This is a genomic window from Pseudomonas sp. WPR_5_2 (assembly GCF_003634475.1).
In the GTDB taxonomy this organism is placed as follows: domain Bacteria; phylum Pseudomonadota; class Gammaproteobacteria; order Pseudomonadales; family Pseudomonadaceae; genus Aquipseudomonas; species Aquipseudomonas izuensis.
Genome location: NZ_RBLA01000001.1, coordinates 108,044 through 134,612, shown reverse-complemented (window position 1 = coordinate 134,612; position 26,569 = coordinate 108,044). Strand labels below are relative to the sequence as shown.

21 protein-coding genes are annotated in these 26,569 nt (G+C 62.4%); all 21 read right to left on the bottom strand.

Annotated elements, in window-relative coordinates:
* Window positions 1-189: 189 nt before the first annotated feature.
* Window positions 190-1,119 (bottom strand): LysR family transcriptional regulator, encoded by a 930-nt coding sequence (locus BJ917_RS00585; RefSeq protein WP_096511631.1) that lies wholly within the window; start codon window positions 1,117-1,119, stop codon window positions 190-192.
* A gap of 208 nt (window positions 1,120-1,327) precedes the next feature.
* Window positions 1,328-1,789 (bottom strand): nuclear transport factor 2 family protein, encoded by a 462-nt coding sequence (locus tag BJ917_RS00580; protein ID WP_121100968.1) that lies wholly within the window; start codon window positions 1,787-1,789, stop codon window positions 1,328-1,330.
* Window positions 1,790-1,816: 27 nt separating this feature from the next.
* A complete protein-coding gene (locus BJ917_RS00575; RefSeq protein WP_121100966.1) occupies window positions 1,817-2,206 on the bottom strand; it encodes a cytochrome c family protein in 390 nt (129 codons plus the stop codon).
* Window positions 2,207-2,269: 63 nt separating this feature from the next.
* A complete protein-coding gene (locus BJ917_RS00570; protein WP_121100963.1) occupies window positions 2,270-3,997 on the bottom strand; it encodes an FAD-dependent oxidoreductase in 1,728 nt (575 codons plus the stop codon).
* A gap of 67 nt (window positions 3,998-4,064) precedes the next feature.
* Window positions 4,065-4,994 (bottom strand): transporter, encoded by a 930-nt coding sequence (locus BJ917_RS00565; protein WP_254007531.1) that lies wholly within the window; start codon window positions 4,992-4,994, stop codon window positions 4,065-4,067.
* Between the two features lie 362 nt (window positions 4,995-5,356).
* Window positions 5,357-6,067 carry an NAD(P)H-dependent oxidoreductase gene (locus BJ917_RS00555; protein ID WP_096511635.1) on the bottom strand — a complete coding sequence of 237 codons (711 nt, stop codon included), beginning with the start codon at window positions 6,065-6,067 and terminating at the stop codon, window positions 5,357-5,359.
* Window positions 6,068-6,076: 9 nt separating this feature from the next.
* Complete coding sequence (locus BJ917_RS00550; protein ID WP_096511636.1) at window positions 6,077-7,720, bottom strand: ABC transporter ATP-binding protein; 1,644 nt, start codon at window positions 7,718-7,720, stop codon at window positions 6,077-6,079.
* A 2-nt stretch (window positions 7,721-7,722) separates the two neighbouring features.
* The gene (locus BJ917_RS00545) at window positions 7,723-8,550 is read right to left on the bottom strand and encodes an ABC transporter permease (RefSeq protein ID WP_121100956.1); all 828 of its coding nucleotides are present in this window, start codon (window positions 8,548-8,550) and stop codon (window positions 7,723-7,725) included.
* Between the two features lie 3 nt (window positions 8,551-8,553).
* Complete coding sequence (locus BJ917_RS00540; RefSeq protein ID WP_096511638.1) at window positions 8,554-9,513, bottom strand: ABC transporter permease; 960 nt, start codon at window positions 9,511-9,513, stop codon at window positions 8,554-8,556.
* Between the two features lie 172 nt (window positions 9,514-9,685).
* A complete protein-coding gene (locus BJ917_RS00535; protein ID WP_121100954.1) occupies window positions 9,686-11,287 on the bottom strand; it encodes an ABC transporter substrate-binding protein in 1,602 nt (533 codons plus the stop codon).
* Between the two features lie 97 nt (window positions 11,288-11,384).
* The gene (locus BJ917_RS00530) at window positions 11,385-12,800 is read right to left on the bottom strand and encodes an aldehyde dehydrogenase family protein (RefSeq protein ID WP_121100951.1); all 1,416 of its coding nucleotides are present in this window, start codon (window positions 12,798-12,800) and stop codon (window positions 11,385-11,387) included.
* Window positions 12,793-13,983 (bottom strand): pyridoxal phosphate-dependent aminotransferase, encoded by a 1,191-nt coding sequence (locus BJ917_RS00525; protein WP_121100948.1) that lies wholly within the window; start codon window positions 13,981-13,983, stop codon window positions 12,793-12,795. The genes BJ917_RS00530 and BJ917_RS00525 overlap by 8 nt, the downstream gene beginning before the upstream one ends.
* 30 nt (window positions 13,984-14,013) lie before the next feature.
* Window positions 14,014-15,621, bottom strand: a complete 1,608-nt coding sequence (locus tag BJ917_RS00520) for a 5-guanidino-2-oxopentanoate decarboxylase (RefSeq protein WP_121103063.1) — start codon at window positions 15,619-15,621, stop codon at window positions 14,014-14,016.
* 10 nt (window positions 15,622-15,631) lie between these two features.
* Window positions 15,632-17,731, bottom strand: a complete 2,100-nt coding sequence (locus BJ917_RS00515) for an acetate--CoA ligase family protein (RefSeq protein ID WP_121100945.1) — start codon at window positions 17,729-17,731, stop codon at window positions 15,632-15,634.
* A gap of 18 nt (window positions 17,732-17,749) precedes the next feature.
* Window positions 17,750-18,910: an acyl-CoA dehydrogenase family protein gene (locus BJ917_RS00510; protein WP_121100942.1), complete on the bottom strand. Its 1,161-nt coding sequence runs from the start codon at window positions 18,908-18,910 to the stop codon at window positions 17,750-17,752.
* Window positions 18,911-18,995: 85 nt separating this feature from the next.
* The gene (locus BJ917_RS00505; protein WP_096511644.1) at window positions 18,996-19,787 is read right to left on the bottom strand and encodes an enoyl-CoA hydratase/isomerase family protein; all 792 of its coding nucleotides are present in this window, start codon (window positions 19,785-19,787) and stop codon (window positions 18,996-18,998) included.
* Window positions 19,788-20,122: 335 nt separating this feature from the next.
* Window positions 20,123-21,535: an amino acid permease gene (locus BJ917_RS00500; RefSeq protein ID WP_096511645.1), complete on the bottom strand. Its 1,413-nt coding sequence runs from the start codon at window positions 21,533-21,535 to the stop codon at window positions 20,123-20,125.
* A gap of 323 nt (window positions 21,536-21,858) precedes the next feature.
* Window positions 21,859-24,129 (bottom strand): ATP-binding protein, encoded by a 2,271-nt coding sequence (locus tag BJ917_RS00495; protein ID WP_121100939.1) that lies wholly within the window; start codon window positions 24,127-24,129, stop codon window positions 21,859-21,861.
* Window positions 24,126-24,890, bottom strand: a complete 765-nt coding sequence (locus tag BJ917_RS00490) for an ABC transporter substrate-binding protein (RefSeq protein ID WP_121103062.1) — start codon at window positions 24,888-24,890, stop codon at window positions 24,126-24,128. Before BJ917_RS00490 ends, BJ917_RS00495 begins: the two co-directional genes overlap by 4 nt.
* Before the next feature lie 26 nt (window positions 24,891-24,916).
* Window positions 24,917-25,633: a response regulator gene (locus BJ917_RS00485; protein ID WP_096511647.1), complete on the bottom strand. Its 717-nt coding sequence runs from the start codon at window positions 25,631-25,633 to the stop codon at window positions 24,917-24,919.
* Between the two features lie 92 nt (window positions 25,634-25,725).
* Window positions 25,726-26,388 carry a TetR family transcriptional regulator C-terminal domain-containing protein gene (locus BJ917_RS00480; RefSeq protein ID WP_096511648.1) on the bottom strand — a complete coding sequence of 221 codons (663 nt, stop codon included), beginning with the start codon at window positions 26,386-26,388 and terminating at the stop codon, window positions 25,726-25,728.
* Between the last annotated feature and the right edge of the window lie 181 nt (window positions 26,389-26,569).

Genomic DNA, 26,569 nt, shown 5'->3' with positions numbered 1-26,569 from the left:
AATTAGAGAGCCGGCGACAACAGTGTTCGCGAAACGCAAACACTGCGGTACCTAACTGTTGCGCCGTTCCACTGTGGGAGCGAGCCTGCTCGCGAAGGACGTCAACGAAAACGCGACCTGCCTGAATGACCGCATTGTTCAGGCGTTTTTCGCGAGCAGGCTCGCTCCCACAACTGGATCGCCGTCCTCTCAGCGCACCCAGCCACGCGCCAGCAACGGCTTGTCCCAGCACGGTTCTTCACCGAAGTTTTCCACCAGGAAATCGATCAACGTGCGCACTTTCAAGGCCCGGCGCTGGGTGGCGGGATACACCGCGGAGAAATTGAAGGAGGACAAGGCGTACTCAGGCAGCACCGGAATCAGTCGGCCATTGAGCAGGTCTTCGCTGGCCACCAGTGTCGGCAGACAGACAATGCAAACCCCGGTGGAGGCGTAATCACGCAACAAATGCACAGAGTTCGAGCGGACCTGACCCGGCAGACTCAGCTCCACTTGCTCGTCCTTTCCGGTGAATATCCAGCGGTTGCGCGACGGATAGCCCTCATACAGGGCAATCTTGTGTTGCAGCAATTGCTGGGGATGCGTGGGCACGCCGAACTCTTCGGCATAGTCGGGCGACATGCAGAACAACCGGCGAACACTGAACAGCTTGCGTTCGATCAGGGTTTCGGCCATGGGCGGGAACATCTGGAATGCGACATCGAAGCCTTCTTCGATCGGGTCCACCACCCGGTCATTGACGATGACGTCAACCTCGATGTCCGGGTACAGCCGCGTGAACTCGGCCAGCATCCGGCCGAAGTGACCGATGGCAAACCCCGGCAGCATCTGGATGCGCAACTTGCCGGTGGGCTTGGCGCGCAGTTCACGCATGTGTTCGGTCAGCGAGTTGAAGCTCGCGACCATGTCCGCGCATTCCTTGTAGTAGGTCTCCCCCACCTCGGAGAGCCGCACATGCCGCGTACTGCGGTGGAACAAGGGCGCATTGATGAACTGCTCCAACTGCTGGATGCGGTGGGTAATCACCGAGCGGGTCACCCCCAGTTGCTGGGCCGCCTTGGCGAAGTTGCCGGTTTCGGCCACCCGCACAAAGGCTTCGACACTGAGTAAACGATCCATGGGGCAGGTACTCTGGAGGTTCTTGCTCTCATATGAACAACGAGATTAGCCGCTGCTGCCCCAAGGTGAATGCTTTTCCCTGTAGGAGCGAGCCTGCTCGCGAAAAACGCCCGGACAACGCGATCATCCAGACAGGTCGCGTTATCGTTGACGTCCATCGCGAGCAGGCTCGCTCCTACAGGTATGTGTGTCTGTTAAACACAGCCATTCAGCGATTCAGCCAAGGGTAGCGTGCGGTGTCCTTGCTGCCATAGTCGGGGTCCAGATAGATAAAGCAGCGCTGGATCTTGAAATCACGAATTTCGAACACATCGGCCCAGTAACCGGCGCCGGCCGCTGTCGGTACGCCGGCGCGCCAGGGTCCATCGATGTGTTCGCCGAAGCTGGTGCCTTCACACACCAGGGTGTCGGTGCCGGTGAGTATCCAGTTGAAGTGCGCATAGTCGTGGGTGATCGACTTCAAGCGGCTGCCCAGGTCACCGAACATCTGGCCGATCTGCTCGCGGCCGGTGGCCAGGCCCCACTTTGGAAACAGCACCTGTGCGTCCTCTGCGAACAGCTCGAGAATGCTGCCACCGGTGGAGGTGACGCCACCGTTGTCGAAGGCCTTGAGGTATTCCAGGGCGACTGATTTACGTTGTTCGTCGGTCATTGTCAGGGTGCTGATCATGGCTGTCTCCGATTCGTTGTAGGTCTGTCAATGCAGCGATTTGATGTAGGTGATGATCTTCTGGCGTTTGGCCGGGTCGTCCTGGGAATAAACCATGGCGCTGCCCGGCGCGACGGTCTGGGCATCGGTCAGCCAGGCATCGAGCATTTTTTCGTCCCAGACCTTGCCGTCCATGGCTTTGCGGTAGCCATCGCTGTAGGTGAAGTTGCTCTCGCTGGCGGCCTTGCGACCGATCAACCCGAACAGGTTGGGCCCCTGCCCCGGCGGCCCGCCCTTGTCGAAGGTGTGACAGACCGAACAGTGGTTGGTCGCCATTTTCTGCGCGATTTCCAGCTCGTCGGCCTGAGCGCTGCCCGCCAGACCAATGCTTGCCGTCAGCAGTAACAGTGCCGCGGTGCGTGGGATGAAATGGTTCATAGTCTGGTTCTCATGCAATCACGGGTTACCCGCAGCCACGGGTGATCGCGGCTGCGGCCAGGTTCAGCTGCGCACCGGTTCCTTATGCGCCTGATTCGCCGCCCGATAGGCAAAGGCGATGATCGGGCCGAGGGTCGAACCACCGGCCCAATAGGCCCGACCGGAAGCCGACGACACGCAGTTGCCGACGCCGTACAGGCCCGGAATCGGCGCATTGGTGTTGTTCAGCACCTGGCCATGGGAGTTGGTTTTCGGCCCGCCCTTGGTGTCGAGGTTGCCGCCGGTGATCAGCGCCGCGTAGTACGGGCCTTTCGCGGCCAGCGGATACATCGTCAGGTTGCCGCTGCGGCCGGTCTTGACGGGACCGGTGAACACGCCCTGAATCACCAGCTCGCCGCGCTGGAAGTCCAGATCCTTGCCCTTCTTCGCCAGCTCGTTGAAGCGCTTGAGCGTGGCCTTCAGGTTCAGGTTGAAATCCGGGCTGAGCTTCATGCCACCAATGTCGGCGGCATGTTTGTCGAGCCGCTCGGCAATGTTCTTCGCCAACTCTTCCAGGGTTTCGCCACGGACCACATGGCGATCGTTGCCGCCCTTGGGCACGATGGGTGAGCCGTATTCGTCGCTGAAACAGTTGTCCTGGGCCTGCTGGTCCCAGATCGAAAACATCACCAGGTTCGGATATTCGGCTTTGTCGCCATCCCACTGGAAGAAGGTCGGGACCATTTCGTTGTAGACGGTTTTTTCGTTGACGACGCGCTTGCCGTACTTGTTCACCATCAGCATCGAATCGCCGGTCATGGTGAAAATGCCGGACATCGAACCGTCCTTGGCCAGGGCTTTCTCCAACAGGATCGGGCACGACCACGCGTAGTTCATGTTGCGCAACTGCACCCCCAGGTCACTGGAAATACGGATGAAATCGCCTTCGTTGGTCAGGGCCGCGCAGCCGCCGTAGACCGGGGCATTGAGGAAGTTGCGACGCAACTCCGGGTCATGGGTGAAGCCACCCGTGGCGAAGATCACCGCCTTGCGCGCCCTGACCCGTTCACGGGTGCCCTCTTCGGTCTCGACCTCGACACCGACCGCTTCGCCCTTGTCGTTCTGGATGACCTTGACCACACGCTCGCCGGTACGGATCTGGATGCCGTCACGCTTGGCGGCCGCGGTCAGCGTGCGAATCGCCACGCGACCGCCGTCGGACATGCTCGGCCGAGCGTCCTTGGGTAGCAGGACGCGACCTTTCTTGGCCTTGTCTTCGGGCAGCTCGTACCAGTAGTCCGGCACGTCCGGGCAGTGACGGTAAGGCAGTGCGTCGCGCTCGGCCAGGAGTTCGGCGGCAGGCGATGCGCTGTCGTAGATGGCTTCGCACATCTCGTATTCCCAATCCGACAGACCGAGCTTGGGCAACGAGGCATCGTAGGATTGCGGGCGCGTCAGGCGGGCGACATAGCGCATGTAGTCGGCCTTGTCATCGACGATGCCGGCGTCACGCATCGGCTTGTTATTCGGCACCCAGTACCAGAACGCCGCCTTGGCCGCGGTGCCGCCTGGGCTGCCGGCCTTTTCCAGGATGACCACGTCGTTGCCCAGCCAGCGGGCGAACAAGGCCGTCGGCAAACCACTGCCGCCACCGCCGACGACGACAATGTCGTGCTCTTTATCGAATGGCAGCTCGTCGCTGGCCATCACCCGTCCAGCCACGCCCGACAGCGCGGCAACAGCCGTACCGGCGGCGCCGGCCTTGATAAAGCTGCGGCGTGACAGTGCAAGTTTGTCGTTTTCTTCATTCATTTTTTATTCTCCGGAACGGGTAGCGGCCACACGGGTAAATCACAAGGCACAGGCAGGGGTCGATCACTCACCAGTAGTGCCAGAACTGCACAAACAAGCCGTCCGTGACCGTGGTGTTGCGCCCTTCCACGCCTTTGGAATAGTGGATGGACACCTGGTCCCACATTTTCTGGTTGAACACCTTTTGCACACCGGGCTTGAGCTGGAACAGCACACCGGCACCCAGCGCGGTTTCGTTGGAGTCAGAGAACTCGATGGTGTTGTTGTTGCGATCTTCAGAGCTGAAGGTTTTCTGGTAATCGGCACTGACGAAGGGCGTGACCTGGTACGTCGGGCGATCGACGATGTTGTAGCCCACGCGCAGGTTGGCGTGGCCCGTGTCGCCGGGATCGGTGTGGTGCGGGCCTTCGCCGCGAATGATCGCGCCGACCAGCAGGTCGATGTTCACCTTGCCCAGCCACTCGTTGTAGAACAGCGAAGGCCACAGGGCGTAGGTGTCGCTGCTGACCGAGTCCGCACCGGTCGGCAGTTGCACGTAGGCCTGCATGCCGATGGTGCGCAGCGGGGTCGGGTTGTACCAGACCAAACCGCCGACCAGTGGATCGCCAAGGCCGCTGACCCGCGTGCCGTTGCCTCGAACTGCAATCTCCGGGAGGGTGATGCTGGCGATGAAACCGGTATTGGGCAGCCCGTCCATCTTCCAGTAGTGCAGTAAAGACGTCAGGCCGACCCAGGTTTCGGTGCCGGGGCCGGCGACCTTGTTGCCATGATCGTCGAAGCGCTGGCGGTCGTTGTTGTATTCAAACTCCTGACCCACCGAGTTGTAGGGTTCGGTGAAGTCCGAACTGAATTGGAAGCTTTGCGGCCGGTTGCTGGCATAGGGAATGCCCGAGGCTTGCGCCTCGCTGCTTGGATACAGGGAAGCACCCAGGGCGCACAGACCCAAAAGCAGGCCCAGACCTGCCACATTCATCGCGAGACTGAGTCCAGCTCTCATCGAAATACTCCGGATATTGTTATTGTTTTGGGTGTTCGATGGTCGACAGTGCCATCGGGCTACGGGCGAACGATAAGGCGCGCCCTGACAGCCAACAATTCCAATCTCGGCGACTTCAGTGTTTGCGGATTCAGAACAATGGGGGCGGGATTTGCGAACGGTGTATCAACTTGTAGGCGCTGAGCTTGCTCGCGATAGCGGTGGGGCAGGTAACGGAGATGTTGAAGCTGCCGGCCTCTTCGCGAGCAGGCTCGCTCCCACAGGTTTTGTGTCGATCACAGCTTCTGTGCACGACACTCAACCTGTGGGAGCGAGCCTGCTCGCGAAGGCGGTGGGTCAGACAATGGAGGTATCGGTATTGATCAGGCCTTTTGGGTCAGTGGGTAGAGCAGCTCGTCGAACTGCGACAGTTTCGGAAACGCCAGTGGCTGATCATCACTCAGATGTTGCAGGCGCAGGGCGTAGTCCTTGAGGAATTGCTGGCGCGCTTCGTCGCTGATGTACGGCACATGCCAGGCCACGAACGGCTCCAGCACGTCGAAACCGACGTACGCCAATGTCCCGCGCAGGATCGGCCGCAGCATGTCCTGCAACGGGCCGTGGATCGCATCCTCACCGAACATGTGTTCGCGACCGCCCAGGGTCACGGTTACCAACGCTTTCTTGCCCGCGAGCCCGCCCTGATCGTAGAAGCGCTTGCCGCCGTAGCAGATGCCCGATACCAGCACGCGGTCGATCCAGCCCTTGAGCATGGCCGGGGTGGAGAACCAGAAGATCGGGAAGTTGAGGATCAGCAGGTCGGCCCACAACAGCTTGTCCAGTTCAGCCTGGATGTCCGCCGCCAGCGATTGGCTTTTCACCCCCAGGCGTTGCTCCAGCGCATACACCAGGTATTCGGGGTTTTCCCGGGAGGAGAAGTCGGCATCGCTGGCCACCGGGTTCCAGTTCATTTTGTACAGGTCGCTGACCTGCACTTCATGGCCCTGGGCTTCAAGGGTCGCGACAGCCTGGTCACGCAGGGCCGCGGTGAAGGATTTCGGCTCGGGATGAGCGTGAACGATCAGTACTTTCATGGTGGTTCCTTAGACTTTTTCCAGCGTAGGGTTTGAATTCGAAGCACGGCTGGCCAGCAGGCGGTCGAGCCAGTCAGGGTCCATCTGTGGTTCCGAAGAGAACAGCAGCCCGGTGTAATCCTGGTGTGGCGGAGTGAATATTGCACTGCGCGAACCGTGGTCCACCACCCTGCCCCGTTGCATCACCAGCACCTCATCGGCAATCGCGCGCACGGTGGCGACATCGTGGGTGATGAACAGGTAGGCGACACCGAGCTGTTGCTGAATACGGTTGAGCAACTTGAGCACGCCTTCGGCCACCAGTTGATCGAGGGCCGAGGTGACTTCGTCGCAAATGATCAGTTGTGGATCGGCCGCCAGTGCCCGGGCGATGCAGATCCGTTGCTTCTGCCCACCGGACAGTTCGCGGGGTTGGCGCTCCATGAAGGTCGCCGGGTCCAGTTCGATCATCTCCAGCAGCTCGGCCACCCGTGCACGCATGGCCTTGCCCTTGAGCCCCAGATAGAACGTCAGCGGCCGGCCGATGATGTCGACGATACGCTGGCGTGGATTGAGGGCCGTATCGGGGATCTGGTAGATCATCTGGATGCGCCGCAATTGTTCCTTGCTGCGCTGACGGAAGTCCGCTGGTAGTGGCTGGCCGTCGTACAGCACTTCGCCGTAAGTCGGCGGCAACAAGCCGGTGATCAGGCGCGCCGTAGAGCTTTTGCCGCTGCCGGATTCACCGATAACGGCCAGCGTCTGGCCTTTGTACAGCTTCAATGAAACGTCGTGCAGCACCGGTTGATGGCCGTAGCTGGCGCAGCTGTTGCGCAATTCCAGCAAGGGCTTTTCCTCGTGCGGACAGGCCTTGGGTTCGGTGCGGAAGCTGCGCACCGCCCACAACGACTTGGTGTAGTCCTCCTGCGGGTCGCCGAGCATCTTGCGCGTCTCGGCCTCTTCCACCAGTTTGCCGTGACGCAGCACCATGATCCGGTCGGCCATTTGCGCCACCACCGCCAGGTCGTGGCTGATGTAGATCGCGGCACTGCCGTAGGTCTTCACGGCGTCGCGGATCGCCGCCAGCACTTCAATTTGGGTGGTGACGTCCAGCGCAGTGGTCGGTTCGTCGAAGATGATCAGGTCCGGGTGACAGGCCATGGCCATGGCGGTCATGACCCGCTGCAACTGGCCGCCGGACACCTGATGCGGATAGCGCTGGCCGATCTTCTCGGGGTTGGGCAGGTGCAGCACACGGTACAGCTCCACCGCTTCGCTCATCGCCTGTTCGCGGCTCATGCCGCCGTTCTTCACCGCCGTTTCCACGTGCTGATCGATCAAGCGATGGGCCGGGTTGAACGAAGCTGCCGCACTTTGCGCAACGTAGGCGATGCGCAAGCCACGCAACTTGCGCAGGGCTTCAGGCCTGGCCTTGAGCAGGTCGATACCGTCAAAGTGCACCGAGCCGCCGGTGATGCGGCAGCCGTCGCGGGTATAGCCCATGGCCGACAGGCCTAGGGTGGATTTGCCCGCCCCCGACTCACCGATCAAGCCCAGTACTTCACCGCGTTGCAGGGTCAGGTCGATGCCCTTGATCAGTGGATGCCAGGCATCTTCGTAATGGCCTTCAATGTGCAGGTCGCGGATAACCAGCAAAGGTTTGGAGGTCGTCATGTTCAGCACTCCTTGAGGCCGCTGGATTTGTGCAGCATCCAGTCGACGACGAAATTGACGCTCACCGTGATCAACGCCACGGCCAGGGCGGGCAGCAACGGGCTGATGTCGCCAAAGGTGATCAGTACGGCGTTGTCGCGCACCATGCTGCCCCAGTCGGCGGTGGGCGGTTGAATGCCCAGGCCGAGGAACGACAGCGCACTGATGAACAGGAACACGAAGCAGAAGCGCAGGCCGAACTCGGCAATCAGCGGCGCCGCCGCGTTCGGCAGCACTTCGCGGGTCACCAGCCACCACAGGCCTTCACCGCGCAGGCGCGCCGCTTCGACGAAGTCCTGCACCACCACGTTCATCGCCACCGCCCTTGAGAGGCGAAACACCCGGGTCGCGTCCAGCAATGCGATCACCAGCACCAGGGACGTCGCCGTGGTGCCGACCACGCTGAGAATCAGCAAGGCGAAGATCAGTTGTGGAATCGCCATCAGGATGTCCACCACCCGTGACAGGCCCTGATCGATCGTGCCGCCCTTGATCGCCGCGATCAAACCGCTCAATCCACCGAGCAGGAACGCCAGCACCGTGGTCAGGAAGGCAATGCCCAGGGTGTTGCGCGCGCCGTAGACCAGGCGGCTGAACATGTCGCGCCCCAGGTTGTCGGTGCCCAGCAGGAACTGCCCGCCCCACGGCGCGAACCCCTCGCCCACCACCTGGGTTTCGCCGAACGGCGCCAATGCCGGCGCGAACACGGCCACCAGGATGTACAGCACGATCACCAGCAGTCCGAATTTGGCGCTCAGCGGCGCCTGCACTAATTGTTTGAACAGGCTCATGGCTTACCCCTTCGGATGCATCAGGCGTGGGTTACTGGCAATCGACAGTACATCGGCGCTGGTATTGAGCAGGATGTAGGTCGCGGCGAAGATCAGGCTGCAGGCCTGTACCACCGGGATGTCACGCTTGGCCACCGAGTCCACCAGCAACTGGCCAAGACCGGGATAGACGAACACCACTTCGACCACCACCACGCCGACCACCAGGTACGCCAGGTTCAGCGCCACCACGTTGACGATGGGCGCCAGGGCATTGGGCAAGGCATGGCGGAAGATGATCCGCGACTGGCTGATGCCCTTGAGCCGGGCCATTTCGATGTACGGGCTGGCCAGCAGGTTGATCAGGGAGGCGCGGGTCATGCGCATCATCTGCGCGATCACCACCAGGCTCAGGGTTGCGACCGGCAGTACCGAGCGCTCAAGGACTTCGCCCAGCGAGGCATTCGGCGACAGGTTGGAAATGCTGGGGAACCAGTTGAGCTTGACCGCGAACACCAGGATCAGGATGTAGGCGACGAAGAACTCCGGGAACGACACCGCGCTCAGGGCCGAGGTATTGAGCAAGCGGTCGAACCAGCTGTTGCGATACAACGCCGCGAGCATCCCCAGCAGCAAGGCCAGCGGCACTGACACCAGTGCGGCCAGCAGCGCCAGGCTGAAGGTGTTGCCCAGACGCGTGCCCACCAGTTCGGCGATGGGCCGCTGGTTGGCCAGCGACACGCCGAGGTCACCTTGCAGCAGGTGCCAGATCCAGTGCCCGAAGCGGGTCAGCGGCGGCATGTCCAGACCCAGTTGCGCCCGGTACGCCGCCACGGTTTCCGGGGTGGCGGACTGGCCGAGCATGGCCTGGGCGATATCGCCCGGGAGCATGCCGACCGCGAGAAAAATGATCACTGACACCGCCAACAGCGATAACAGCCCCAATGCCAAACGCTGAAGTAGCAACTTTAAAATACTATTCACCGCGCAATTCCTTGAAATGGGCACACTCACGAAGACGCACACATAACCTGTGGGAGCTGGCTTGCCAGCGATAGCGGTGTGTCAGTCGACAAAACTATCGACCCTAAGTCCGTCATCGCTGGCAAGCCAGCTCCCACAGGGATCTTCATTGTCCTGAAAACCGCGACCGGCCTTACGCCTGCCACCACCGCTCAATCACCCGCAACCCATCCAGCTCGCCATAGGGCGCGGTCTGGCCGCCGTGCATGACGCGGTTGGAGCGCGCCGCCACGGAGCTGGCGAACAGCGGCACGATGGCCCCGCCGTCATCCCGGCACAGCGCCTGCATTTCGTTGTACATCTCGCGGCGCAGCGGGTCGTTCATTTCGCCGCGGGCGGCGTTGAGCAGCTGATTGAAGCGCGGGTTGTCCCAATGGGTTTCGTTCCACGCCGCGCCCTTGGCGTAACCGATGCTGAACATGCGGTCGGCGGTCAGGCTGCTGTACCAGAACGAGGTGGTGAAGGGCTGCTTCATCCAGACGTTGGAGAAAAAACCGTCGGCAGGTTCGCGTACGACGTCTATGTCGATCCCGGCCGCACGCGCCTGTTCCTTGAACAGCACCGAGGCGTCGACAGCGCCGGTGTACGCCGCGTCGGAGGCTTGCAGGCGCACCTTCAGCGAATCCAGCCCGGCCTTCTTCAAGTAGAAACGCGACTTGTCCGGATCGTAGCTGCGTTGCTCCAAAGCGGTGTTGATGAAGCGGCTGCCGGGCTGGATCGGGTGGTCGTTGCCCACCAGGCCATAGCCGTACAGCACCGAAGCCAATAGGGTTTCGCGGTTGATCGCGTGCTTCATCGCCAGGCGCACGTCGTTGTTCTGGAACACCTGGCTGTCGGTGAGCATCGGGAAGGTGTAGTGCTGGGCGCCCTTGGTTTCTTCGATGACCAGGTTCGGGTTGCGCTTGAGCAACGCCACGGTTTTCAGATCGACCTTGTTGATCACGTCCACTTGCCCGGTGACCAGCGCATTGACCCGCGCCGCGCCGTCGGCGATGGCAATCAGTTCGGCACTGGCGAAGTGCGCGCGGCCGGCTTTCCAGTAATCGGGGCTGCGTTCCAGGGTCATGCGCACGCCCGGCTCGAAATCCTTGAGGCGATAGCCTCCGGTGCCGACGCCGGCCTGCCAGTCCGCCACCCCGTCCTTGCTCGGCATGATCGCCAGGTGATAGTCGGCGACCACATACGAGAAATCGGCGTTGCCCGAATGCAGTTCGAACACGACGCTGTCGCTGCCATTGGCGCTGACCTTGGCCACGTCGCCCAATACGGTCTTGGCCGCCGAGGTGGATTTTTCCCCGAGGTGATGCTGGATCGAGGCCACCACGTCATCGGCGGTCAGGGTCTTGCCGTTGTGGAAGGTCACGCCCTGGCGCAGTTTGAAGGTCCAGACACGGGCGTCCGGGGTCGAGGTCCAGCTTTCGGCCAGCTCGGGAATCGCGGTGCCGTCCACGGCAATTTCGGTCAGGGTGTTATAGACCGCCGAGAAACCGACGAAGGTGAAGGTGTCGCTCCAGGAGCCCGGATCTTTCGAGTCGGTGGTGCTGCCACCGGCCAGGCCCAGGCGCAACACGCCACCGGGTTTTGGCGTGGCCTCTGCGGCAAAGGCACCCAACGGCAGGCCCATGGAGAACGCCCCGGCCACCGCGGCTGCCGCTGCGCTGTACTTTAAAAAGTCGCGACGCGGGAAGCTGAATTCATGGTTCGCTTGAGTAATCTTGTTGTTGTTATCGCTCATTGCATTGCCCCTGATAAAGACTAATGAAATACCCGTTCAAAGCCACGCAAGACACCGGGCCAGGGCCCGGTGCGCAAAACACTTGAATCGTTGACGGTCACACCTGAATCGCCTTCACTTCGACGAATTCGTTGAGCCCCTCTTCCCCCCATTCACGGCCATTACCGGACTGCTTGTAGCCACCGAACGGCGCCTGATAATTGAATGCCGCGCCATTCAGGAAGCACTGGCCTGCCCGCAGTTGCCGCCCCAGTTCCAACGCCCGCCCGGTACTGCCGGCCCACACGCCGCTGGACAAACCGAACGGCGAGTCGTTGGCGATCTGGATCGCCTGCGCCTCATCGTCGTAAGGAATCAGGCACAACACCGGGCCGAAGATTTCTTCCTGGGCAATGCGCATGCTGTTGTCGACATCGGCGAACAGCGTCGGGCTGACGTAGTAGCCACGCTCGAAGTCCGGTGCCGCATCGCCGCCGCACAGCAGGCGTGCGCCTTCCTCCTGGCCGATCTTGATGTAATCGAGCACGGTGCGGCGTTGCCCGGCGGAGCACATCGGGCCGAGGAAGCTTTGTGGATCGAGCGGATCGCCCATCTTCAGGCTCAGCGTTTCCTCCAGCGCAATTGCAACCGCTTCGGCATAACGGCTGGCCGGCAGCAACATGCGGGTCAGCGCGGTGCAGGTCTGGCCGGAGTTGATCATCACGTCCTGCACGCCATAGCGAACCGCGGCGTCCAGATCGGCATCTTCGGCGATCAGCAGCGCCGACTTGCCACCCAGCTCCAGGCACACCCGCTTCACCGAGGGTGCCGCTGCCTGGGAGACTCGCACGCCCGCACCGGTGGAACCGGTGAACGACACCATGTCCACGTCCGGGTGTTTGGCCAGGGCTTCGCCGACTTTGGAACCCGGTCCGCTGACCAGGTTGAACACGCCGGCCGGCAGGCCAATGTCTTCGATCATCTGCGCCAGTAAAAACGCGTGCAGCGGAGTTTCCTGACTCGGCTTGACCACCACCGTGCAACCGGCGGCCAGTGCCGGCGCAAGCTTGCCGATCAATTGGTGCAGCGGGTAATTCCACGGGTTGATGAACGCGCAGACGCCCACCGCCTCGCGGATCACCAGCGAGTTGCCGACTTCGCGCACTTCGTCCATCAAACCGGCCAGTTCGATGTACTGCTCCAGGCCCAGGATCGGCCCGTCTACCTGCACCGAACGACTCCACTGCACCGGCATGCCCAGTTCGGTGGTGATCACCGCCGCCATTTCATCGGCGCGGGCTTTCAGTTGTTCAGTCAAGGCGTGGATGTACCCGGCGCGCACGCTGGATGGCGTACGCGACCATGGCCCAAAGGCCCTGCGCGCCGCCGCCACGGCGTTATCGACATCGCGCTCATCGCCCAGCGGCACGCTGCCGGCCACTTCTTCGGTGGCCGGGTTGATGACTTCGGCGACGCCTTGGCCAGACGGGGTTTGCCAGCGCCCATCAATAAACAGTGTCTTGTGATCAAGCATGAACCTGAGCCTCCATCAATTCCTGTGCACAACGGGCAATGCGCTGGCAGGCATCGCGCAAGGGCGCGGCCCCCACCACCAATCCGAGGCGAATGTGACCGGCAGCGCTCGGGCCGAAGGCTTCGCCGGCCAATACCGAGACGCCATGGCGATCCAGCAGGCGGTCGGCAAACGCCTGGGCGCTGAGCCCGGTTTCGCGGATGTCGACCATCACGAACATGCCGCCATCGGGTTTCAAGGCACGCACGCCGGGGCAACCGGCGAGGTTTTCGCAGACCAGGTCGCGACGCTGGCGATAGGCTTCGCGCATGGCGTCCAGCTCCGGCAGCTGGCTTTCCAGCGCCACCACGGCTGCATCCTGAATGAAGTCCGGCGAGCCGTAGAGCATGCACAACGCGAGGTTTTCCAGGTGCGCGGACAAGGATGGCGGCGCCACCACCCAGCCGACGCGCCAACCGGTCATGGCGTGGGATTTCGACAGGCTGTTGAGGGTCGCGGTGCGCTCGGCCATGCCCGGTAAACTGGCCGGGCTGACGTGTTCGCCGTCGAACAGCAGCTCGCTATAGACCTCGTCGGAAATCAGCCACAGGTCGTGGGCGATGCACAGTTCGGCCAAGGCTTGCCAGGTGCTGCGCGGCAGGCTTGCCCCCGACGGATTGTGCGGGCTGTTCAGCGCCAGCGCACGGGTGCGCGGGGTGATGCGTGCGGCGACGTCTTCGGCCTGCACACGGAAACCGTTCTCCGAACGCACCGGCACGGGCACCACCACCGCACCGCAGGCACCGAATACGGCCTCGTAGGTGACGTACATCGGTTCGGCGACGATCACTTCATCGCCCGGATTGAGCACGCACTGGGCCACGCTGAACAGCGCACATTGCGCCCCGGCCAGTACCGTGACCTCGTCGGCTGTCACCGGTTGACCACTGCGTTGCCGGTGGCGTCTGGCGATGGCTTCGCGCAAGGCACGCTTGCCGCGCACCTCGGCGTAGTGGGTGTTGCCGGACAACAGGCTGTCGATGGCGCCCTGCACGATCGGTTGCGGCGTGTCGAAGTCAGGGTCACCCACCGACAACAGCAGAATGTCCTTGCCCTGCTCCATCATGGCCAGCGCACGGTAGTGAATATCCCAGGCGGCGGCGCCGTCACCGGCGATACGTTGGGTCAGATCGGAAAAGCGCATCGCACTATCCCCTCTTCAAAAAGTTGAATATCAGCGAACGCAGGCATGCTTGAGTTCGATCAGGGTGACGCCGTTGCGATTGAAGCCATGGCGCAGGTCGGTTTGCAGTTCCGCGAGATTCTGCGGCTGGCTCACCGTGCAACCGAAGGCGCGACCCAGGGCGGCGAAGTCCGGATTGCGTGGCAGCACGCCGATGGGCTCGATATCGAGGCCGATCATGTCGTCGCGAATCTGCCCCAGGGCATCGTTGTTCCACAGCAACACCACCAGCGGGCTGTCCAGCTCCTCGACCGCCGTCGCCAGTTCCTGTGCGGTGTAGAGGAAACCACCGTCACCCACCAGCACCAGCCCCGGCCGTTGCGGCGCGCCGAACTTGGCGCCGATCCCGGCCGGCAAGCCGTAACCCAAAGTGCCGTAGCCGGTCGGGTGCAACCAGCTGCGGGTGGCCTGGCTGGCATAGGCATAGTTGCCGGTGTAGGCCAGTTGGGTCATGTCGGTGCTGATGAAGGCGTTGGCCGGCAGTTCGGCGGCGATGCGTTGCAGAATCGCCTGATGGATCGATTGCAGCGGACCATGACCGGCCTGAATGGCTTCACGCAGTGCCGCGACTTTGGCGATGGCAACGTCGGCATTGCGGACATCCGTTGGCAGGCGCTCCAGCACGGCGGTCAGCGTCTGTTGCGCATCCCCGTGCAGCGCCACGGCGCATGGGTAAAAGTCGTTGAACTTGCGCGGATCGATGTCCACGCGCAGCACTTCACCAGTGAGCGGCAGGCGTTCGCGCCAGAAATCGGTGTCGGCCATTTCCGTGCCGACCGCCAGGATCACGTCGGCCTCGGCGATCAGCTCCCAGCCCGGTTCCACGCACAGCGATGAACCGGCATTGAGCGGTGCGTCCGGTGGCAGCAGGCCTTTGCCGGCGACGCTGGTGAACAGCGGCGCGGCCAGGCGGGTGCTCAGTTCCTGCAACTGCGCTGCGGCATTCAAGGCACCGCCGCCGGCGATGATCATCGGTTGCTTGGCGCCTTGCATCTTGGCGACGGCTGCGTCCAGTACATCGGACGCTGGCGTGCCGCGACCCGGACGACGCACCACTTCGTTGCTCCAGTCACGGGCGACCGGTGCCGACAGCACGTCGAGCGGCACCGAGATGTGCACCGGGCGCGGACGCTCGCTGTCGAATACCGCGTAGGCACGGGCGATCAGCTCCGGCAGGTCTTCGGCGGTCAGGGCCACCGCCGAGAATGCGGTGATCGGCGCGGTCATCGCGCGCTGATCCTGGCACTCGTGCAGGATGCCCCAGCCCTTGCCGAGGCTGGCGGTGTGGTTGACGCTGGAGATCACCAGCATCGGAATCGAGTCGGCGTAGGCCTGGCCGATGCCGGTGGCAGCGTTGGTCACGCCGGGACCGGTGATGACGAAGCACACGCCGGGCTTGCCGCTGACCCGGGCATAGCCGTCGGCCATGAAACTGGCGCCCTGCTCATGCCGGGTCAGCACGTGGCGAATGCCGCTGCCGGGAAGGCCGCGATACAGCTCCAGGGTGTGCACGCCGGGAATGCCGAACACGGTGTCTACGCCGTAGTTGGCCAGCAGACGCACCAGCGCCTGGCCACCGGTCAAGGTTTTGCTTTGCATGTTCAGGTCCTCACGCATGGGCGATGCGAATCAACGCATCGACCGCGGTCGTGCCATCGGCACCGACCAACAATGGGTTCACATCCAGTTCCAGCAATTGCGCGGCGTTTTCGCAGGCGTAATCGGCGACCGCTCGTATCGCTGCTACCAGCGAATCCAGATCCGCCGCCTCGCGACCACGGAAGCCTTGCAGCAACGGGGCGCTGCGCAGGCTCAACAAGGCCTGGCGAATCGCGCCGTCGGTGGTCGGCAGCAACAGGTTGCGACTGTCCTTGAGCAGCTCCACCAGAATGCCGCCGGCGCCAATCACCAGGGCCAGGCCGAAATCGTTTTCACGCTTGATGCCGACGATCAGCTCCGCCAATGGTGGCTTGGCCATCGGTTCCAGCAGCAGTTGATCGAAGGGCACGTGCGGCGCGTACGCCTTGATGCTGGCGCGCATCTTGTCCAGCGCGGCACTCAGGGCTGCGTCGTCCTTGAGGTTCAGTGCCACGGCACCGGCTTCGGTCTTGTGCGGCAATTGCGCGCTGACCGCCTTGAGCACCAGCGGATAACCCAAGGCGTTAGCGTCCTTGAGCGCTTTGTCTGGCGTACTCAACACCCCGTTGGGCGTTGGCAGGCCAAAGGCACGCAAGGCCTGTTTGGAATCCCATTCATTGAGCAACTGCCCTTCGCCTTCCAGTGCCTGCGGGCTGAGCGGTACCAGTGCTGATTCACCGAGGGCCAGCAAGGCCTGGCGATTACGCTGGTAACCGGCGATACGGCCCCACGCCGCCAATCCGTCTTCGACCCCCTGCAACGCCGCCACGCCCTGGGCATGCAGGCGCTCACGGGCGTGAGGCGGCAGTAGTTCAGGGAAGGCCGAGGTGACGAAACCGGTCTTGCCATGACGCTCCAGCGCCTTGCAGTACAGGTCCAGCAGCAGGTCGCATTCCTTGCGCTCGCCGGTAAACTCCGCCGGATAGTCGAGTACCAGCATCGCCGCGTCCGCTTCGGTGCGCAGGGCGCTGTCGAGCATGGCGTTCAAGGCCTCACCGTCGCCCCAGATCGCCGTGGTGAAGTCCAGCGGGTTGACCAGGTTGGCGTAGCTCGGCAACACCTGGGCCAGTTCGCCGACTTGTCCTTCATCGAGTTTCGGCAGGTTCAGGTCATTGCGTTCGGCGTAGTCGGCAATGAAACCGGCATCGCCACCGGAACAGGCCAGCGCGATCAGACTGTTGCCCGCCGGCAAGTTACCGCAGGCCGCGGCTTTCAGGGTCTCGACAAAACTCACCGGGCCACTGACGCGGATCACCCCGAGGCGCGCAAACAGCGCGTCGTACAACGCGTCGGAGCCGGACAACGAGCTTGTGTGACTGAGGGCCAGTTCGGCGCCGATCTGCGACACGCCGGTTTTCAACGCGATGATCGGAATGCCCTTCTCCAACGCCTTGTGCGCGGCGCGGGCGAAACCCGGTACGTTCTTCAGGCCTTCCAGGTGCAGGCCGATGGCGGTGACCCGTGGCTCGTCGAGCAGCACGTCCATCAGTTCGGCCACGCCCAGTTGCGCCTGATTGCCCACCGAGGCCATGTAGGCCACCGGAAGCGAGCGGTCGCTCATGGACAGGTTGTAAGCGAAGTTGCCGCTCTGGGTCAGCACTGCCACGCCCTTCTCCACCGCTTTGCCGCCGTGGGCCACCGGCCACAGCGCGGAGCTGTGCAGGTAGTCGAGCAGGCCGTAGCAGTTGGGGCCGAGCAAGGCCATGTCGCCGGCGGCTTCAAGCAATTGCTGTTGCAGCGCCTGCCCTTCGGCGCCGGTTTCGGCAAAACCCGAGGCGTAGCAGATGGCGCCGCCGGTGCCGATGGCGGCGAGTTCGGCGACGCAGGTCAGGGTCAGGTCGCGGTTGGTGGCGATGAACACCGCGTCCGGTCCGCACGGCAAATCGGCAATGTTGCGCACGCAGGGCACGCCTTCAAGGACGTCGTGCTGCGGGTTGACCAGCCACATTTGCCCAGGGTAGCCGCCATCGGCGCAGCGCTTGAGGGCGCGGGCCATGCTGCGGCCACCGACGAAGGCCACGTGGCGTGGGGCAAGCATGCGCTTGAGGTTGTCACGAATGGTTTGCGACATGGGAATTCTCCGGACCGATCAGCGCAGCAGCGGCCGCAGCAGCTCACGGGAAATGATATGGCGCTGGATTTCCGAAGTGCCTTCCCAGATCCGCTCGATCCGCGCGTTGCGCCAGATGCGTTCCACCGGACCTTCGTCCATCAGGCCCATGCCACCAAAGATTTGCACCGCCCCATCGGCCGCGCGCCCCAGCACTTCACTGGCGAACAGCTTGGCCATGCCGGCCTCGCCATCGGTCATGGTGCCCTGGTCCATCTTCCACGCGGTGTGCAAAGTCAGCAGTTCGGCGGCGCGAATTTGCGTGGCCATGTCCGCCAGCTTGAAGGACACGCCCTGATAGGTGCCGATCGGCTGGCCGAATTGCTTGCGGTCCGCCGCCCATTGCAGCGACACGTCCAGCGCCCGTTGCGCCTGGCCGACGCAGTTGGCGGCGACCATCACCCGGCCTGCGGTCAGCCAGGCGTTGGCCACGTCCCAGCCCTTGCCGACTTCGCCCAGCACTTTGGAGGCCGGTACGCGGCAGTCGTCGAAGAACATTTCGAAGGTGTGATAGCCACGGTTGCTCACGCACTTGGGGCCACGGCGAATGGTCATGCCGGGGGTGTTGCGGTCGACCAAGAACGAGGTCACGGCGTTGCGCTTCTTGCCGTTGTGCTCGTAGGTGTCGGTGACAGCGAAGACGATGGCGAAATCGGCGTGGCCGGCGTGGCTGATGAAGTGCTTGCTGCCATTGAGGATGAAGTCGTCGCCGTCACGCACGGCGCGGGTCTTGATCGCGTTGGCATCGGAACCTGCGCCGGGTTCGGTGAGGGCGAAACAGTCGATTTTCTCGCCCTGGATGCACGGCAGCAGGTAGTCGTTGATCTGCTCGCCCTTGCAGGCCATGAGAATTTTCGACGGCCGCGCGACGAACACGTGCAGCGCCCAGGAGACCTTGGACAGTTCACGCTCGATCAGCGCCTGGGACAGGTAATCCAGACCGCCACCGCCCACCTCTTCCGGCATGTTGAAGGCGTAGAAACCGGCGGCAATCGCCTTGCCGCGAATCTGCGCCGCCAGCTCCGGGGAAACTTCATCGGCGCGATCGACCTGATCTTCATAGGGCAGCAGTTCCTTTTCGACAAAACTGCGTACCGCGTCCACCAACATTTCTTGTTCTTGGGTCAGTTGGAAATTCATGGTGCTACCTGTTGTTCGTTATCTGAGAATCGGGGCGGAGCTGAAAACATTCGCTGGCAAGCCAGCTCCTACGGATCGTGTTGGCTTATCGACCGATGAAGCGTGCCGGGCGTTTTTCCATGGCGGCGCGCAGGGCTTCGTTGCCGTCTTCGCTGCGACCGCACAACAGGCCGGCAGCCAGTTCCGCCTGCAGTTGCTCGGGCAGGCTGCGGTCGGCGCCTTCGCGCATGAGTTTCTTGGTCTGGGCAAAGGCAAAGGTCGGACCGGCGGCCAAGCGCGAGGCGAGCTCACTGGCGGCGGTCAGCAACTGATCGTCGGCGCAGACATCACTGACCAAGCCGGCGTCCAGGGCACGGTCGGCGCCCCACAATTCGTCGAGAAACAGCAGGCGCTTGGCCTGCTCGACACCGATCAGCCGTGGCAAGTGCCAACTGGCGCCGGCATCCGGTGAGTAAGCCATGCTGGTGTAACCGGCCTTGAACCGTGCCGATTGCCCGGCGATGCGCAGGTCACAGCACAGGGTCAGGTCCATGCCCGCGCCGACGGCGGTGCCGTTGATGGCGGCGATGGTGGGTTTTTCCAGGCTGTGCAGGCGGGTCATCAGGGCGTGGGCGGTTTCAGTCCAACCGTAGGTTTCCAGCGCGCCCCGGGCTTCGGCTTCGGCCCATTCATCGAGGTCGGCCCCGGCACAGAAACTGCGGCCACTGCCGGTCAGCACCACCACGCGGACCGCAGGATCGGCGTTATAAGTGTCGAGCAAGGCATGCAGGTTTTTCAGCGTCGGGATGTCCAGCGCATTGCGCTGTGCGGTGCGATTGAGGGTGATCCAGGCAACGCCTGCTTCGACCTGACTGAGCAGCGAATCGTGAGTAGTCATGCGAGTCCCCGAATTATTGTGATTGGTCTGAGGTGTTGCGACTTGAGGCCATACTAAACGAGTGTTCAGTAAGGCGGCAATTGGTAGGAAAATAGGCTGTAACAGGCGTATTAATCAGCTATCTAATTGTTTTAATTAGGTTTTTTATCGAAAGACAACCTTTGCTCGCTATCTCTGTTACAACTTCGAACAACTGCCCACAGGGCACCGCAAAACAACTGTGGGAGCGAGCCTGCTCGCGATGACGGCGTCACATTCAACATCTCTGCTGACTGACAGACCGCTTTCGCGAGCAGGCTCGCTCCCACAGGAAGCAATGCCTTGTTTGTCTGGAATCAAGCGCCCGGCAAACTCGGCGCCAACACCTCTTCATGCTTGCGATGGAACAGGAAGTACGCGCCATAGCACAGCGCAATAAAGCCAAAGCCCCAGTACAGCGATGGACGCTGGGTTTCATCCAGTGCCAGGAACACGAACAACGAGCAGCACAGGGTGATGCACATCAGCGGCAGTACCGGGAACCACGGGGCGCGGTATTTCAGGTCGCTGAGTTTGCCGCCGTCGCGCAGGTAGGCCTTGCGGAATTTGTATTGGGCCAAGGCGATGACGATCCAGGTCACCGTGCCGGACATGCCGCTCACCGCCATCAGCACCATGAACAAGGTGTCCGCCGCGACGAAGCTGGTCATCAGCGACACCAAAGCGAAGCACAGGGTGATGCTCAGGGCACGCAACGGCACGCCACGTTTACTCAATGGCGACAGGCTTTTCGGCGCCATTCCGGTTTTCGACATCGCCCAGAGGATGCGGGTCGAGGCATACAGGCCGGAGTTGCCCACCGACAAAATCGCGGTGAGGATCACGAAGTTCATCAGGTCGGCGGCATAGGGAATGCCGACCATGTCGAACACCTGCACGAACGGACTTTCCATCAGCCCCGCCTGCTGCCACGGCACGATGGCCGACAGCACGACGATTGCCAGCACATAGAAAATCAGCACGCGGAACACCACGTTGCGCACCGCGCGCGGGATGCTTTTTTCCGGCTGATCGGTTTCGCCGGCGGCCACGCCCATGATCTCGCAGCCCTGGAACGCGTAGACCACGGTCATCATCACCGCGAAGACGGCGGACATGCCGTTGGGAAACAGTGAATCGCCGATCAGGTTGGTCGCCATCGGTGCCGGTGCACCGCTGCTCAGCGGCATCACGCCGAAGATCACCAGCACGCCGACCACGATGAAACCCAGAATCGCCGCGACCTTGATCCCGGAGAACCAGTACTCCGCCTCACCGAAGGCGCGGGTCGCCATGGCGTTGATGCCGAACAGCACCACCACGAACAGCGCCGACCAGTACCAGATCGGCACCGCCGGGAACCAGCGGGTCATCAGCATGCCGGCCGCGGTGAATTCCAGGCCGACGGTGGTCGCCCAGCTCATCCAGTACACCCAGCCGATCATGAAGCCGGTGGCCGGGCCGATGAATTTCGTGGCGTGGGTCTGGAACGAACCGGAGACCGGCATCTGTACCGACAGTTCGCCCAGGCAGACCATCACCAGGTACATCAGGAAACCGGCCACCAGATACGCCAGAATCGCCCCCACCGGGCCGCCCTGGTTGATGGTCACGCCGGAGCCCATGAACAGCCCGGTGCCGATCACGCCGCCCAACGACAGCATGAAGATGTGCCGGCTTTTCAGGGCACGGGTCAGTTGGATGCCTTTGCGATCAGTGTTTTCGTTCATGTCGGCACCTCAGCAGTCAGTGAGGGGCGCGGCGCATGACAGGAGGTCATGGCTCGGGGAGGGATCAGCTTTACGGCAATTCATTATTATTATCTCCAATAAGCTTCGAAGACCGCGCTGCGGCGGTTGCGTCGATTATTGGAAAGCCATGTAAGGCCCTGTTGTACGTAAAGATCAAAGATGTAAAAAGTCGTAACAACCTTGTACACCCTGTGGGAGCGAGCCTGCTCGCGAATGCGGCGTGTGAGTCAATAGATGTGCGAGCTGTTACACCGCCTTCGCGAGCAGGCTCGCTCCCACAGGGAAATGCGGTGTGTCTGGGATTATCGAGGCAATGTTCCCAGAAGGTCTTCGAGGGTTTGCAGCGCCCGCTGCATTTGCGCCTGAACGGTTGGCGCCAGCCCAGGAATCGCCGATTCGTCGTTGCCCAGGGCCGCAGTTTCCAACTGGCGCAATACCGCCGCAAGCCCACGAAACCCCAACGAATCACTGCTACCCGCCAATCGATGTGCCAGTTGCGCGACCTCCGTGCAATCGTCAGCCTCGATCGCTTCGTCCAGCGCTTCGCGATGTTGAAGGATCGAATCGCGCAACACGGTCAACAGCCCCTGCACTTTCTGCTCACCGAGCAAGGTGCGATGGGTGTGCAGCAACGGCCAATCCATCGCCTCGTCCTCGACCACCGCCTCGGCGATCGCCGTCTGCCCCGCCAGCACCTGCCGCAGGTTCTCCAGCTTCAGCGGTTTGGCCAGAATGCCGTCCATCCCCGCATCCAGATAACCGCGTACCAACGCCGGTTGCACGCTGGCGGTCAGGGCGAAGATGCGGGTCTGGCGATTTGGCCCTTCCGTGCTGCGAATCCGCTTGCACAATTCGACACCGCTCATTCCCGGCAGATGCACATCCAGCAGAATCAGATCGAAGGGCCGCCCGGCGCACTGCACCAACGCCTGCTCGCCATCGATGGCCAGCCACACCTGATGCCCGTCCCGCTGCAACAGCCCTTCGGCGACTTCGCGGTTGAGCGCCACATCCTCGACCACCAGTATGTCCAGCGCCGCGCCCGTCGCATGAACCGACGCGACGTCGATGACGCCGCTGCCCGGCTGCAAGGTCAGTTCGAACCAGAAACAACTGCCGCGCCCGACTTCGCTGCTGACGCCGATACTGCCGCCCATGTGCTCCACCAGATGTTTGCAGATCGCCAGCCCCAACCCGGTGCCGCCAAAGCGCTGCGCCACCTCCTCACTGGCCTGGGTGAACCGCTCGAAAATCTTCGCCTGCATCGCCGGGGCAATGCCGATACCGTTGTCGGTGACGCTGACCCGCAAACGCTGCCCGTTCTGCACCTCAGGCTGATCGAGCAACGCCACCTCGACGCTGACCTCGCCGCCTTCGGTGAACTTGATGGCATTGGCCAGCAAATTACTCAGCACCTGCCGCAAGAATTGTTCGGCGCCATAGTGATGTTCGGCCACCCGCTGATCGACCCGGCAATGCAGGAGCGTGTCGTTGTCCAGTGCCTTGGGTTCGAGCAGGGTCAGCACCTCGTCGAGCAACTGGCGCATCGAGAAATCCACCGGCTCGGGCAGGCTCGCGCCCTCCTCCAGCTTGGCGAAAAACAGCACTTCATTGAGGATGCTCAGCAAGCCCTCGCCGGCCTTGTGCAAGGCGTCCAGGCGCTTGCTGTCCTGCGGGTCCAGACGGGCGCCGCGCAGCAACTCGGCCATGCCGAGAATGCCATTGAGCGGTGTGCGCAGCTCGTGACTCATGGTCGCCAGAAACCGCGACTTGGCCTGGTTGGCGGCCTCGGCTTCGTCCTTGGCGCGCATCAGGCTGGCAGTGCGCCGTTCGACCCTGCGCAGCAATTCGTCGCGGTTGTCCTGCAAGGCCAGGCGATCGGTTTCCCGGCGCTCGATGTCACTGAGGATCGCCCGGCGCATGTCATCCAGGGCGTGGGCCACGGTGTCGATTTCGTCTTCATGTGCGTTGCGTCGCTTGTCCAGGCGCAGCGGCTCATGCCACTCACCAGCGGCAATGCGCCGGGCGAACCCGGCCATGACTTGCAGGTGCCGGGTGACCAGGCGATAAAACAACCCGGACAGCGCAATCGCCAGGCCACACAAAAACGCCCCCATCCACAACAGGCTGGTCAGTCCGGTGGCGTACAGGCGCTGATACACCGCGCCCAGGTCGGTGCTGACTTCCAGCTCGCCGAGCTGGCGCAACGGGCCGGAAGGTGGTTGATAGTCCAGGGCAAATCGCTCGATGCGCAACGGGCCGACCGGGTCCGGGTTGCCTTGCAGCAAGTCGTAGTCGGGGCTGGTCAGGTGCACCCGCGCCACGTCGGAAAAATCCACCAGACCGCGCAATTGCACGTTCAACTGCTCCTGGTTCAGGTCCCACAGGCTGCGCTCCAGGCTCGCCAGATAGCCGGCGCGGATCAGCTCCATGCGCGAGTCGATTTCGCGCATTTCCCGGCGGTATTCGATGTACAGCTGCACGCTGCTGGCCAGCACGGTGAAGCACAGGCTGAACAACAGAATGAACAGCAGCAGGCGCCGCAGCAGTCCGCCGGGTCGAGCGCGAATCATTGGGCGTTGGCCGGCAGGTGGATCATGTCGCGGTAGGTGACTTCGCTTTCATTGAGCAGCCGCTCGATGTCGCCAGCGTCCACCATGCGTTGCAGCTGGGCGTTGATGTCCGGCATGCGCGTAGCCAGCGGCGAACGGCGTGAAACGGCGATCCGCAGGTAATCCACGCTCAGGGCCGTGGGCAAGGCGACAATGTCTTGCGCGCCGGGCAGGCTTTCCACGTACAACTGCCCGGTGCGGCGTTCCTGGGTGATGAAATCAATACGGCCGCGAATCAGCTTGCCGAAGTTCTGGCGACTGTCCGAGACCCATTCGATGTTGTTGTTTTGCGCGACCATGCGATCGAACTCCACGCCGTAGCTTTCACCGAACAGCAAGCCGCCACGGTAGTTGGCCAGGTCCTGCAAGCGTTCGAATTTCACCGGGTGTTGGCGATTGATGAACAGCGCCACTTCCTCACGCAGCACCGGTACCGTGGAAAACAACATGCTCTGTTCCCGCTGCACAGTACTGTAGGCCAGCACCACGTCGACCCGGCCTTCGGCGGCGTCGAGCAGGCAGCGCTTCCAGTTGCCCAGCACCACCACCTCGACGTCGTAGCCCAATTGGCCGAACAGCTTTTTCACCACGCTCGGCGCCAGGCCGCGGACCTGCTTGCCATCGCTCCAGGAAATCGGCGGGTATACCGGGTAATCGCAATAGCGCACCTTTTCAGCCGCCAGCGCATAGCCGGACATCATCGGCAATATCAACGCCAGCATCAGCCAGAGCCGTCGCCCCACGACCATCACGCCGCCAGGCTGGCCGTGAACAGGTAACCGGCGCCGTGGATGGTGATGATCAACTGCGGTTCGGCGGGGTCGTCGTGCAGCTTGCGGCGCAAGCGGCCCACCAACACGTCGATGGAGCGGTCGTTGGGCACCCATTCGCGGTTGCGGATCTGGTCCATCAACTGGTCGCGGCTCAGGGTGTGGCCGCTGTTGCGCAGGAATACGCTGAGCAGTTGGTATTCGCCGTGGGTGAGCAGGGTTTCACTGCCGGCCGGATCGATCAGGCGCCGGCGGTCGGTGTCCAGCGCCCAATCGGCAAACTGTTTGACGGGTCTGGAGATTGGCGCCACGGGTTGAGGAACCTGTGCGTGACGAACCCGGCGAATCAGGTTTTTCGCCCGGGACACCAGTTCCCGTGGATTGAGGGGTTTGATCACATAGTCATCGGCGCCGCATTCGAGGCCGACGATGCGGTCGATTTCGTCGTTGCGCCCGGTGATCAGGATGATCCCGACTTCCGAACGCACCCGCAGTTCGCGGGTCAGGGTCAGGCCGTCCTTGCCGGGCAAGCGGATATCGAGCATCACCAGGTCGACAGTCTGGCTGGCCAGGAAGGTTTCGGCCAGTTCCGCGGTGGCGGCGCAATGCACGTCGTAGCCTTCCTGGGAAAGATAGGCCTGCAACAATTCGCGAATCAGCGGATCGTCATCGACGATCAGTACCCGAGGCGTCATTACGTGGTGTCCTGCACAGGCCCGAAGGCGTATTTCTTATTAGAGTGTTTGGCTGCATCAGCGCCAGAGAGTAGCCACTACTGAACAGGTGATCAACAGCTGCTCGTCTGCACATCGCTTGTCTTGATGCAAAATCGCTGGCGCCCGCCAGCCTGCAATCCGTCGACCCAGGCCTCGCAAATCTGGATGCCCTGCTCCGGCGTGAACGTGCCGGGGTTAAGTCCGGACTCCAGCCATAAGCCATCGAGCAAGGCGCTGAGACTGATCGCGGCGAGATCGGCGTCAAAGTTTTCCCAGCCCTCTTCCTGCGCCAGTTCCATCAGCACCTTGCGCAAAATGCCACGGTACTCGCCGTAGGAATGATCGTGGGCCTGATTGATCGCCTCGGCGGTTTTCACCGCACCCCAGAACGCCAGCCAGGCATCGATCAACTGCGGATCGAGCAATTCGGCGGAGAACGAACCACGGAAAAACGCCGACAACCGCTCGCGGGCATTGGGTGCCGCCTGCTCCATGGCATCGCGCAGCAGGGTCATGACGCGCCCGGTGATCGCCATGTAGGCCTCGGCCACCAGTTCGTCCTTGCCCGAATAGTGATGACTGATCAGGCCAACCGAGACGCCGGCCTCGGCGGAAATCTTGCGGATCGAAGCGCCCTGGAAGCCATGGCGTTTGAGGCACACCAGCGTCGCCTCGATCAGATTGGCCTTGCGCAACTCCGGTTCCATGCGGGAAAAACGGGCTTCCTGATTCATGGCGACATGCTCCTGGATTCAATCATTGGGGCCCGCGTTTTGCTTGCGAGTTGAACGACTGTACAGCAAGAGTATGCACGCCTGAAAGACCGCTTTCGCGAGCAGGCTCGCTCCCACAAGGTTTGTGTCATGCGCGATATTTGCGAACGACTCGATCAACTGTGGGAGCGAACCTGCTCGC